This window comes from Sphingobacterium sp. LRF_L2 (assembly GCF_965644235.1).
Taxonomy (GTDB): domain Bacteria; phylum Bacteroidota; class Bacteroidia; order Sphingobacteriales; family Sphingobacteriaceae; genus Sphingobacterium.
Genome location: NZ_CBFFRI010000004.1, coordinates 338,422 through 350,185 on the forward strand (window position 1 = coordinate 338,422; position 11,764 = coordinate 350,185).

The 11,764-nt window shown below is 36.4% G+C and carries 11 protein-coding genes; 4 read left to right on the forward strand and 7 right to left on the reverse strand.

Annotated elements, in window-relative coordinates; all coding sequences use genetic code 11:
• The first annotated feature begins 13 nt into the window (after nucleotides 1-13).
• From ACSZOX_RS10260 to ACSZOX_RS10275, 4 genes are all read left to right on the forward strand, one after another.
• Nucleotides 14-649: a 3'-5' exonuclease gene (locus ACSZOX_RS10260; RefSeq protein ID WP_437919809.1), complete on the forward strand. Its 636-nt coding sequence runs from the start codon at nucleotides 14-16 to the stop codon at nucleotides 647-649.
• A gap of 38 nt (nucleotides 650-687) precedes the next feature.
• The gene (locus ACSZOX_RS10265) at nucleotides 688-2,595 is read left to right on the forward strand and encodes a DUF294 nucleotidyltransferase-like domain-containing protein (RefSeq protein WP_437919810.1); all 1,908 of its coding nucleotides are present in this window, start codon (nucleotides 688-690) and stop codon (nucleotides 2,593-2,595) included.
• Between the two features lie 283 nt (nucleotides 2,596-2,878).
• The gene (locus tag ACSZOX_RS10270) at nucleotides 2,879-3,460 is read left to right on the forward strand and encodes a helix-turn-helix domain-containing protein (RefSeq protein WP_437919812.1); all 582 of its coding nucleotides are present in this window, start codon (nucleotides 2,879-2,881) and stop codon (nucleotides 3,458-3,460) included.
• 179 nt (nucleotides 3,461-3,639) lie between these two features.
• Nucleotides 3,640-3,804: a hypothetical protein gene (locus ACSZOX_RS10275; RefSeq protein ID WP_437919814.1), complete on the forward strand. Its 165-nt coding sequence runs from the start codon at nucleotides 3,640-3,642 to the stop codon at nucleotides 3,802-3,804.
• A 348-nt stretch (nucleotides 3,805-4,152) separates the two neighbouring features.
• Here the strand turns inward: ACSZOX_RS10275 and ACSZOX_RS10280 are convergent, their stop codons facing one another.
• From ACSZOX_RS10280 to ACSZOX_RS10310, 7 genes are all read right to left on the reverse strand, one after another.
• Entirely contained in the window at nucleotides 4,153-7,092 is a 2,940-nt protein-coding gene (locus ACSZOX_RS10280) for a M16 family metallopeptidase (RefSeq protein WP_437919816.1), read from the reverse strand.
• 202 nt (nucleotides 7,093-7,294) lie between these two features.
• Nucleotides 7,295-8,572, reverse strand: a complete 1,278-nt coding sequence (dctA, locus tag ACSZOX_RS10285; protein WP_437919818.1) for a C4-dicarboxylate transporter DctA — start codon at nucleotides 8,570-8,572, stop codon at nucleotides 7,295-7,297.
• A gap of 158 nt (nucleotides 8,573-8,730) precedes the next feature.
• The gene (locus ACSZOX_RS10290; protein WP_437919820.1) at nucleotides 8,731-9,408 is read right to left on the reverse strand and encodes a YceI family protein; all 678 of its coding nucleotides are present in this window, start codon (nucleotides 9,406-9,408) and stop codon (nucleotides 8,731-8,733) included.
• 137 nt (nucleotides 9,409-9,545) lie between these two features.
• Nucleotides 9,546-9,944 (reverse strand): response regulator, encoded by a 399-nt coding sequence (locus ACSZOX_RS10295; RefSeq protein WP_437919822.1) that lies wholly within the window; start codon nucleotides 9,942-9,944, stop codon nucleotides 9,546-9,548.
• A 35-nt stretch (nucleotides 9,945-9,979) separates the two neighbouring features.
• On the reverse strand, nucleotides 9,980-10,543 hold the full coding sequence (locus tag ACSZOX_RS10300; protein WP_437919823.1) for a chemotaxis protein CheB: 564 nt from the start codon (nucleotides 10,541-10,543) through the stop codon (nucleotides 9,980-9,982).
• Nucleotides 10,544-10,573: 30 nt separating this feature from the next.
• A complete protein-coding gene (locus ACSZOX_RS10305) occupies nucleotides 10,574-11,398 on the reverse strand; it encodes a CheR family methyltransferase (protein WP_437919824.1) in 825 nt (274 codons plus the stop codon).
• Nucleotides 11,399-11,755 carry a response regulator gene (locus ACSZOX_RS10310; RefSeq protein ID WP_437919825.1) on the reverse strand — a complete coding sequence of 119 codons (357 nt, stop codon included), beginning with the start codon at nucleotides 11,753-11,755 and terminating at the stop codon, nucleotides 11,399-11,401. It abuts the gene before it with no gap.
• Nucleotides 11,756-11,764: the final 9 nt, after the last annotated feature.

The window sequence follows — 11,764 nt, forward strand, 5'->3', positions numbered from 1 at the left end:
CAATTAAATCGGTTTGAAGGATTATTTACTTTTTATAGATACAGAAACGTCGGGTATTCCCAAACGTTGGAATCGGCCTTACTCAGATCAACATAACTGGCCTTCCGTTATTCAGGTTGCCTGGATAATTTATACGTTGGACGGTCATGAGGTAAAAAGGATGAGCAGCTATATTTACGAAAATGATATCCATATCAGTACTGATTCTTATAAAGTACATGGTATACAATCAACTTTCTTAAAAGATAACGGGCAGCGTCGAAAACATATACTGCGTAAATTAGCGTATGATATCAAGAAGTACAGACCGCTTATCATTGGTCATTTTATAGAGTTAGATGTACAGGTGCTAAGTGCAGATTTCTATCGCGCGCAGCTACAAAACCCGTTTATTGAACAAGATTTTTTCTGTACGATGCTGGATAGCAAAAAATATGTGATCAATCCCTCGATTGAATATTTACGGTTACCTCAACTTTTTGAACAGTTATTTGATGAAAGACCTACAGAACTTCATGAGGCAGAGCGAGATGCAGAAATTACTGCGAAGTGCTTTTTTGAATTAGTACATCGCCAAGAGATTTCTAGATTGGATGTAGCCAAACAAAAAGATCAGTTTTTAAAAAAGCTTAACTTTCTAGATAAATAAGATTTGTAACTTAGTCCATCGAGAAAAAAATCCGATTTATGCAGAATTTAATTGAACTTCTGAAAAATACGAAACCCTTCGATCTGCTTCCTGATAGTGTGCTTGCGGGTATTTCAGAATCATTGATACCTACAACTTACCATAAGGATACATTGGCTTATCGCCAAGAAATTACCGAAATGAAGGGAGTTGATATTTTACTAAAAGGCGAATACGAAACGTTTTTCTTTGATGCCTTGGAAAATAAAAGGTCGATCGAAATTCATCATTCGCCCTATTGTTTTGGCGGAATATCGGTATTATTAAATAGAACCCGAGCATTAAAATCCGTCATGGCAAAAAAAGGAACGGTTGTCTATAGTTTGCCGCGCAAAGAGTTTCTGGAATTGTGTAATGCATATGATGAATTTTTTCAATTTTACACAACAGATTTCGGGAAGCGGATGTTGGATGATGAATTTTCACACTTCGTAAAAACGCCTGCGTCTTTCGAAGAAAGCTATATCGCTGCAGAACAACTATATTCCCGTAAAATCGACGGTATAATTTATAAGGATATAGTTTATAGCTATGAAAGTACGCCAATATATGAAGTCGCTACGCATATGGCGACGAATAAAGTGAGCTGTTTATTTGTAAAGGATACGCAAGATCATATTATCGGCTATGTAACAGACATCACCTTACGCGACAATGTGATCGCGCAAAGGGTAGATCCGGATAAACCTATTGGAAGCGTTATGGACAATCCGATTATGTCCATTTCTCATCAGGCCTATCTTTATGAAGCCGTACTTATGATGTTCAGTACAAAAACACGCTATCTGTTGGTGGAGAAAGACGGGAAATATGTCGGTTTTTTGAGTAGAAACAGACTACTAAGTGAACAAGGTCAATCGCCATTGGTATTTATCCAATCTGTAAAACTAGCGGAAACCACCGACGAATTGCGCCAGAAATGGAATTATGTACCCGAAATTATCAAACAACTGCTCGGTAGAGGAATAAACGCTGAAATTACAAACCAAGTAATTACGACGATTGCAGATACTATAGCCGTAAAAGTGATTGAAAAGGTTATCCGGGAAATGGGAGAACCACCAGCAAAGTTTGTGTTTATGGTAACAGGAAGTGAGGGACGTAAAGAACAGACACTAAAAACGGACCAAGACAATGCAATCATTTACGAAGACAAAGCGAATGAACATCGGGAAATGGTTCGAGCTTATTTTCTGTCTTTTGCCACAAAAGTATCGGATTATCTTAATGATATTGGTTTTGTATACTGTAAAGGTGGATATATGGCAAGTAACCCAGACTGGACACACTCCCTTTCCCATTGGAAAAGAAATTATAAAAAATGGATTGAGGAAACTATTCCAGAAAATGCCATTAAATTTTCCACGTTTTTCGATTGCAGGTTTTTATATGGCGATCGTACCATTATCGAGCAACTAAAAGAATTTTTAGAAGTAGAGCTACAACGCCCAAATGATCGTTTTTTTGCATTTATTGCTAAAAATGCACTTCAATATGAACCACCGCTGACTTTCTTTAACAATATAAAAACGGAAACGATTGGTAAATCCGAAGTCTTCAATATAAAGAACGCAATGACACCTATCGTCGATTTGGTTCGTGTGTATGCGTTGAAGAAACGCGTTTATCAAGAGAATACGGGTGAACGTCTTAAAAAGTTGATGGAAATGGAGGTTTTTACACCAGAACAATATCAAGAACTCTATCAATCCTATTATTATTTGATGGCACTGCGATTGGAAAATCAAGCAAACCAAATCTTAACGGAGAAGCTCGAACCCAATAATTATATCCGAATAGATAAACTTACGAAGATTGAAAAAGCCACTTTAAAAGAAATTTTTAAGACTATAAATAATTTCCAAGTGGGCATAAAAATGCGTTTTACCAGCAATCTATTGGGTTAAGATGTCAGATCTCTTCTTGTTTTATAATAAAAGTGCATTGCCATTTACCCTAATATTTTATTTATCAATTTAAAATTGGTAAATAGTGACAGCTTTATATGAAAGCACTTGATAATACAAGGAATGAACAAAAACTCATTCATAACATTTATAAAAAAGAAATAATTTAATACGCAATTATTACGGAGTATCTATCTTTGCAGTCCAACGCGACGATCTTCTTTCGACGAAAAACAGAAGTTAAGTTGTAGGATAGATAAATTAAAATTATACAGTTTAGGTAATGTACGGAGAGGAAACGTATAGAAAAGAATATGGACGTCAGGTAGCCAAATATTTGAACGCATTCGGTCTTACGGAAGAGGATTTAGGAAAATTGATCAACTCAAGTTCAGACAATGTTCGTGATATCGTTTCTGGAAAAGTCGGTTTGAGTTTAAGCAAGATGATTAAGATCGCCAATGTTTTCTCTGTACATTATTACGATTTTGCCAATCCGGGATATCCTTTACCGGAAGAAAGACATCTGTCAAGAATTACCAAGAAAAAAATAGAAAGAAGGAAAAGTATTGGTATTATCCAACGTGACCAATCAGGATTTCTAGCTCAGGAATTAGATCGTCTAATCCGCGAGGGAGCATTAAATACTCCCAAAACAGCGAAGGATCTACACCTACAGATGGATGAGCAGCTAAGCAAGCGAAGCGCAACCGAGATAACAAACTTACTCAACAAACCCCCTCGAAATCTGTTTATTATTAAATTGAGCAAAAAAATCAGCAAGCAAAACACCTACATTCACAAAGATTTCTTTGTTGCTTATGAAGCATCAGATCCTGATCTCTTTAGCGTTGTGGATGAGTAATTTTTGATTTACCCCAATTATGTGCTTACCAAGATCTAGACTTGCCTTCTAGGCTATTTAAGCAAACATCAAAATTATATGGAACAATTCTAAATACGGAAAGAATTGCTATCTTTGGCCAAAGAATTTGATTGAGAATTGTCTTTTGAAATCGTGTAAAACTAAAAGTTAGCACTCGAATGAATACAAGCACCAATCAAGCTAAAGTCAATATGTATAAGAAAAAAAGTGAAAATGTAAAATTATGGTTAAAGCGCGCTGGCGCTGGAGCATTTCTATTTTTTCTTCTTAAGGGAATTGTTTGGTTGATTGTATTTGCATTGGCTGCAAAATCCTGTTCCTAATATACTCTTCTTTTTATTTTATTTTTAGGGGAACAGCTATATGTCTGAAGCTCGATTACGGTTTGATTTATATCATCAAGCACAATTCTTCAAAAAAATTAAAAGAATTTGACTTAGTGTATTTTTTACACTATATTTGTCCTTTCATAATTTAGGTTTATAATTGGTTAGTTAAGGGTTTTCATTCTCTCCGTTTGAAAACCCTTTTTTATTTTTTTTAACCTAAGCAGTACATTTTTGATATGTTCTTTTATCGAAATTAAAATATAAAAGGTTCCGTACCTATCCAAAGAAAAAGGCCCGCTTTACAGCCGGCCTTCTCTTATTTTAACAATGTATATTAGCAAATTAGTATCCAAAGATTTCTTCAAGGGATAAAACCTTTACAGGCCCTATCTTCTCGAGATTCTCCTTTGGAAGGGAACTGCTCTCTCCAACAATACAATAGACATAAGGTTTATTGCTTAGCTCTTTTGCATGGAAATTTTTCAAATCATTATAATTCAAATTCGGAGTTTGCTCATAAACCTCTTTGCGCATATCTTTTGAATTTCCTAAACGTTTCGCAGCAATATAACTGTTTAAAATCCCTGCATTTAACACACGTTCACTCGCGATGGATTTCAATAAGCTAACTTTAGCAGTTTCCAAGGCTATTGCCGATTCAGGTAGTACGTTTAACAATTCATTCATACCACCTATTGCATCGTTGAATTTGTCTGTTTGTGTTCCGACATACGCACCTACACTGTAATGGTTTTCCTTTTTAGCTGGTTGACCAAAATAAGCATAGGTTGAATAGGCCAAAGCCTTTGATTCACGTATCGTCTGGAAAACAATACTACCCATTCCTCCTCCAAAGTAGGTATTGAATAATGATATCGTCGGCGTATTGATCGCATTATACACATCAGAATTTCTGAACCAAAAAACTTCTACTTGCTTCATATTATAATTGGCGAATAGTACTTGATTCGCTGTTGTAGCTTGTTCTTCAAAACGAATACCTTTTTTAGGGACAACATAAGCTGTTTTTTCAGCTTTTAAAGGAGGGGTTTGGCTCACCAATTCCTTCACAGTTAATGGTCCATAATATAAAATAGTGTATTTCATTTTAGAAAGATCATGTAAAAGACCCACAAGATCTGCAGCTTTAACTTGATCCAACTCCGCATCCGTAAAGGTGTAGTTAAATGGATTTTTCGTACCATATTTAGCATATGATTTTAAGCCCTCCATAATGCTCGCTTTATTTTCCTTAGCGTTCGCACGCGATTTCTTTAAACGAGAAAGATAAGCTTGAAAAGCAGATTCATCAGCTACACAGTTACGCAACAAATCCTGAATCAAGAGAACCGTAGGTTTGAAATTTTCATTTAATCCTGTAATAGACACTCTGGTTTCCTCATTTCCTGCAGAAATAGAAAAAGTAGAAGCTAATTTGTAAAACTCTTTACTAAATGTTTCGCTACTTTTACTTTGAGTTCCCAAAAACTCGAAATAATCTACGGCTAAACCTAACAACTTATTATCCCATTTACCAAGGCTGTATTGATAAGTTAAGCTAAATAGTGCATTATCTTTATTCTTAACGGCCAAGATATCTGAATCACCTTGTTTACCCTTTGCAATCTCCTTATCATAATCGACCCATATCGGTTGAATAGACTCCTCCGGCATGGCATTCACTTTTTGTAAAAAATCCGATTGCGCATCACGATTTACCGTGATAGGCGTAATAGCAGGTTTTTCTACTTTTACAACATTATCATCTGTAGCCTGTCTCTTGTAAACAACGACATAATTATCATCACTTAAGTATTTATTTGCGAATGCAACGAGGTCAGCTTTGGTGATAGTCGTTAACCTATCCGTATAAGCTAATTCGCTTGCCCAATCTACCTCAGAAGTGAAAGCCGACATCAGCTCTTCCGCTCTATCGCTGTAGCTCTCATTTCGTGTAATCTGATCTTTACGCTCATTATTTATAATGGATTTAATCAGATCTTCAGAAAAATCGCCATTGCGAAGTTTTTTTAGCTCAGCCAACAGCAAATCTCGAACTTCCTCGAGTGACTGCCCCTGTGAGGGATTTCCCTGAAGAATTAACATCGAATAATCCTTCAAAACATAAGGAAATGCGCCAGCGCCTAATAATTTCTGAGATTTTAACAGATCCAGGTCAATAAGCCCAGCTGAACCATTTGTTAAAATATTAGCCATTAGATTGAGCATCTGCGCATCTTTGCTCGCAGCTCCAGGAAACCGGAATCCTAAAAACAAAAATTCTGTATTGGGTCCCTTGACTTCACGAATAATAGGTTTTACAATGGGTTTCTCCTGCTCAAAAGTATAGGCCGGAACCTCCTTTGTTTTCATATAAGAAAAGGCACGATCGATTTTCTTCACCATTTCTGTCGGATCAAAATCTCCAGACATGATGATTCCCATATTATTTGGCACATAATAAGTGTCGTAATAAGCTCTAATAGCCTTCAATGAAGGATTCTTAAGGTGATCTACAGTTCCAATTACTGTTTGTTTACCATAATTATTATTCGGAAATATAGCCTCGAACATCGACTCAACAGCTTTTCTTCCGTCATTATCCAAGGCAATGTTTTTCTCCTCATATACAGCTTCTAATTCCGTGTGAAATAGACGTAACACTGGCGACTTGAAACGCTCAGCCTGTACTGTTAAGTATTTATCAACCACATTGTTTGGAATATTCTCAATATATACCGTCTGCTCGAAGGAAGTGAAAGCATTCGTCCCTTCAGCGCCCATGTTGCTCATTAACTTATCATACTCATTTGGAATAGCAAATTTTGCTGCTTCTCCAGATATACTATCGATTTCCTTGTAGATATTTTTCCTATCCAGCTCATTTTTTGTAGAGTTGTATTTCTCATAGAGCGCATCAATTTTATCCAATAGAGGCTTCTCCTCCTGCCAGTTCAACGAACCAAACTTATCTGTTCCTTTAAATAGCATATGCTCTAGGTAATGCGCCAATCCTGTATGATCTTTCGGATCTGTTTTACTACCTGCTTTTGTAGCTATATAGGTTTGAATTCTCGGTTCTTTTTTGCTAGGACTTAAAATAACAGTCAACCCATTTTTCAATTTATAGAATCTCGCCGATGTAGGATCATTACTCACATAAGTGTAAGTGTAACCATCTTCCGTCGCTTCTTTCCATTCGAACCTTTGCTGCTGGGCGAACAAGCCCGTGTAAAAAAATAGCAATGATGAAAAAATCGTTGCCCTAAAAATTTTTCTCATACGTGTATTATATGTTTTTATACGTGTAGGAAGCAGCCCCATTTTTCACGTATTTATACGCTATATATAAATGGAGTAGCTTCGATGCCATAAAAGTAAACTAACTTCAACAATATTATCAAGACAACAGCCTTATTTCCATTAATTTTTCAGAAAAAAAAGCTTTTTACGATAAAAAATATGGAAAAAAGTAACAATAGCTTTATGCTAATGTCTTAGGGTTTGTTTCCTCTATTTTTTGCATCAACTTATCGTATTCAAGCCCTTTTTCGTATTTAGCAATTACTAAGGTGGCTGCTGTATTTCCAATGATGTTGGTAAGCGCCCTTGCTTCACTCATAAAACGGTCTATCCCCAAAATTAGTCCAACCGATTCTACAGGTATATGCCCCACAACTGGTAATGTCGCGGCAAGTGTGACAAAGCCACTACCTGTGACTCCCGCAGCGCCTTTTGATGTAAGCAAAAGAATTAAAAGTAAAGATATTTCCTGCTGTAGTGTCAGATGCATATTCAATGCTTGGGAGATAAAAACAGCTGCCATAGTGAGGTAGATGCAGGTTCCATCAAGATTAAAAGAATAGCCTGTTGGTATGACCAAACCTACAATAGATTTACTGCACCCTGCATCTTCCAATTTTTGCATCACGCCTGGTAGCGCAGATTCTGAAGAAGATGTTCCTAACACAATTAACAGTTCTTCCTTTATATATCTTAAAAGTTTAAAGATGCTGATTTTAACATAAAAATGAAGAACCCCTCCTATAATAATCACAATAAAAAAAATACAGGTTAAATAAAAGCTTAACATCAATAGTCCTAAAGACGACAAAGCTTCTACGCCATATTTACCGATTGTAAATCCCATTGCTCCCATCGCTCCAATTGGAGCAACATACATAATCATTTTAATAAGCGCGAATAGGCCTTTCTGAAAAGAATTCAAAACAGAGATTACAGGAGAAGAATGGCCACTTCCTATTTTTGTTAGTGCAATACCAAATAATACAGCAAAAAATAGTACTTGCAAAAGATTGTCAGATGCCACAGAAGCAATAACGTTGTCAGGTATAATACTGAGAATCCAACTCATAAAATCCTTATGCTCTTTGGCTGACGAAATGTACTGGGCTACTCCAGTAGCATCAAGCTTACTGACATCTTTATTCATGCCTGTCCCAGGTTCTATCCAATTCACAAAAACCAAACCGATGATTAAAGCGATTGTTGTCATGATTTCAAAGTAAACCAAAGCAGAGAAACCAATCTTTCCCACCTTTTTAACATCCTGCATACCCGCAATTCCCAAAACGATTGATGTAAAAATTAAGGGCGCAATGACCATTTTGATCAATTTAATAAACGCATCCCCTAGAGGCTTCATTTTTATAGCCGTATCCGGATATAGCACGCCAACGGCAATCCCGATAATAATTCCTAGAATAACCTGGACATATAAACTTTTTAAAATCTTAGGCATATAAAATTAGCGTTTCAATGTTGATGAACGATTGATCGTATCAAAGTATTAAAGATAAATAAAAAGATTAAGCTATTCCTTATATACATATTAAACAAATCAAGCGGCCTTCATTTCTGAAAGCCGCTTGATATAATGACCAAACAGTCTATGCAAAACTATTTCTTTGCAGCGTCCATTTGGATGCCGATTTCAATATCTTTACTAATCATCCACTCTGCTGGATCAGCTTCAGATGTTCCAAATTTGATACCCCAGTCAGCTCTGTTTACTGTAAATTTAGCGGCTACTGATACTTTCTGTTCTTCAACCGTAACTTTTGCTGGGAATGATATATTTAATGTACTATCTTTTAATGTTAGATTTCCACTCACCGTTTTATTTGCACCATCAATTGCGTCTTTCGCTGTTGTCGCATCCAAGTCCGTGACGCCCGTAATTTTGAACGTAGCTGTACCAAATTTCTCCACATCAAAGAAATCTGGATTCTTTAAGTGATTTTCCAAATCAGAAGCTTTCTTATCCGCTTCTGTTACGGAAGCAGAATCAACCTTTAAAGATTTCATATCAATAACAAATTCTCCGGCTGTAACGTTACCATCAGCTACTGACAATTCGCCAGATTGCAAACTAAGTACCCCCCAACGTGGTGCGAAACCACCTTTGTGAAATGCTTTCCAATCTACCTTTGAAGTACCTAGGTCAACCGCAAATGAATCACCTTGTTTTTCCGCTACTGTTTGCTCTTCAGAAGCACCTGTTTTAGCGTTGTTGCCTGAACAAGAGGCAAAAATTATAGCGGCTGCAGCCACCATTGACAAACCGATTTTTTTCATAATAAATGTATTTGTTTTAAATCAATCTAAAAATATTTATCTTTTTTGATTCCTACAACATAAATTTAAATTATAGTCATAAAAAGACATAGGAATTACCATTCTGTAAATGTTCTAACATTAAAAATGTTCAACAATTATGCTTTACCTTCGGTATCAAATTTTGAAGCAGACTCTGCGAGTACCCGTTCTACGGTATTCTCTAGATCCACGATATCAAACGGTTTCGCCAAGTAAGCATCTGCTCCAGCCTTTTCCATCAAAAGATGAATATCGTTATTCGCAGATATATAAATTACAGGGATATTTTTGTATTCTGCATGCTGCTTCAACAGTTTAGTTGCTTCAATCCCTCCTATATTAGGAATCCAATTGTCCATCAAAATGATGTCGGGTTTTATTGAACTGACTTTTTCTATGATATCGTGCGACGTTTCAGAACTAGCTACCTCATACCCAGCGTATGTTAAGATAATGGAACACACTTCCAGTATGTTGACATCATCGTCAAAAATTAATATAGTCTTGTTTTTCATAATTATTAAAGTAATCCCTTATTTGTTTGCGTCATTTAATCCTTTTCATTTAAATTGTTGATCCACCCGGCAATTTCTTCCGGTCTTAATATATAATCCACCTTAGCAGACAAAATAGCTTGGCGAGGCATGTATTCAACTTCCGCCGTATCGGGAGCCTGCACAGCAGTTATTCCATATAACGATTTGATATAGTTAAAGCCCTCCACGCCATCAGAATTTGCACCAGAAAGAAGTAAGGCTACTGTATTTCTCCCGAAAACATTTGCGGCAGATTGAAAGGAAACATCTATAGATGGGCGTGAATAGTTCAATTTCTCCGAATAATCTAATGAAATTAGATCCCTACTTTCAAAGAGCAGATGATAGTCTGGAGGGGCTATATAAACATGTTTCGCTTGTATTACCATTTTATCTTCTGCTTCCACCACAGTCAACGAGGTATAATTATTGAGTAAGACATCCAAGATAGAATCACGATCGGGTTTACGATGTAAAATAAGAATAATCGGAAATTCAATAGCCGAACTCAAATCAGGTAGCACCTGGAGAACCACTTTTAAGCTACCCGCTGAACCTCCAATTAATAACACCTTCATCGCTTCAATATCTATCTAGTATTCACAAAATTAAACTATTTTTCTCCATATTTTCTCCGTATCTACTTGTTGGTATTTCCTTTCGATATTAGAAAAACGCAATGTCTCTTTAGCTCCCAACGCTAAAAAACCCAGATTATCTAAACTATCATCAAAAAGACTAAAGACATTGTTCTGCAAATCCTTGTCAAAGTATATCAACACATTGCGGCAAACTATCAACTGAAATTCATTAAACGAACTATCAGAAACAAGGTTGTGCGTAGAAAATATCATCTTATTAGTTAAATCCGTATTGAATTTCGCCATATCATAATTGGCCGTGTAATAGGAAGAAAAATCCTCTTTTCCACCCGCCAAAATGTAGTTTTCAGAATACTGTTTCATCTGATGTAATGGAAACATCCCTGTTCGGGCTTTCGCCAAAACACCAGGATTAATATCCGTGGCGTAAATAAGCGATTTATGATAAAGATTAGCCTCTTTTAGTAAAATCGCCATCGAATAAACTTCTTCGCCGGTAGAACAACCTGCCAGCCAAATGCGTATAAAGGGATAGGTGCCTAATTGGGGAAATATCCTTTCCCTTAGCGTCTTGAAGAAAATAGGATCTCTAAACATCTCGGTAACATTTACCGTTATCTCTTCTACGAAACGCAGCAAGTAATCCGGATGATTCAACAGTTTATAGCGTAATTCTGCAAAGCTGCTGAATTTATCTATCATACAAATTCTGTTTACTCTCCTTTTTAACGAAGCTTTGCTATACTGGGTGAAGTCATATCCATATAATCGTGATACATCCAATAGAAGCATTTCTAGGTCGTCATCCTTTATGATATTCGGTTCCAACATTTAACTTACCTTTTCAATAACACTTACCAATTCATCAATATCTACAGGCTTACTTACGTAAGCCCAAGCACCTGCAGCCAAACACTTATCGCGATCGCCTCGCATAGCTTGTGCTGTAACAGCGACAACAGGAACATCCCCACATGCTTCACAGCTTTTGATAACACCTAAAGCTTCATAACCATCCATTTCAGGCATCATCATGTCCATTAATACAACACGAATTCGTTTATCAACTTTTAACAATGCTATCCCTTCAATAGCGGATGTACAACTAATCGATTTATATCCACGCACTTTAAGCGCTAAGCTTAATGCGAAAATATTACGGCTGTCGTCATCAATGATTAATACCATTTCCTTTTC

Bases quoted from the DNA above. Each gene is read 5' to 3' on its own strand.
- ACSZOX_RS10265 (WP_437919810.1), top strand. From the start codon at position 688: ATGCAGAATTTAATTGAACTTCTGAAAAATACGAAACCCTTCGATCTG.
- ACSZOX_RS10270 (WP_437919812.1), top strand. From the start codon at position 2,879: ATGTACGGAGAGGAAACGTATAGAAAAGAATATGGACGTCAGGTAGCC.
- ACSZOX_RS10275 (WP_437919814.1), top strand. From the start codon at position 3,640: ATGAATACAAGCACCAATCAAGCTAAAGTCAATATGTATAAGAAAAAA.
- ACSZOX_RS10280 (WP_437919816.1), bottom strand. From the start codon at position 7,092: ATGAGAAAAATTTTTAGGGCAACGATTTTTTCATCATTGCTATTTTTT.
- dctA (WP_437919818.1), bottom strand. From the start codon at position 8,572: ATGCCTAAGATTTTAAAAAGTTTATATGTCCAGGTTATTCTAGGAATT.
- ACSZOX_RS10290 (WP_437919820.1), bottom strand. From the start codon at position 9,408: ATGAAAAAAATCGGTTTGTCAATGGTGGCTGCAGCCGCTATAATTTTT.
- ACSZOX_RS10295 (WP_437919822.1), bottom strand. From the start codon at position 9,944: ATGAAAAACAAGACTATATTAATTTTTGACGATGATGTCAACATACTG.
- ACSZOX_RS10300 (WP_437919823.1), bottom strand. From the start codon at position 10,543: ATGAAGGTGTTATTAATTGGAGGTTCAGCGGGTAGCTTAAAAGTGGTT.
- ACSZOX_RS10305 (WP_437919824.1), bottom strand. From the start codon at position 11,398: ATGTTGGAACCGAATATCATAAAGGATGACGACCTAGAAATGCTTCTA.
- ACSZOX_RS10310 (WP_437919825.1), bottom strand. From the start codon at position 11,755: ATGGTATTAATCATTGATGACGACAGCCGTAATATTTTCGCATTAAGC.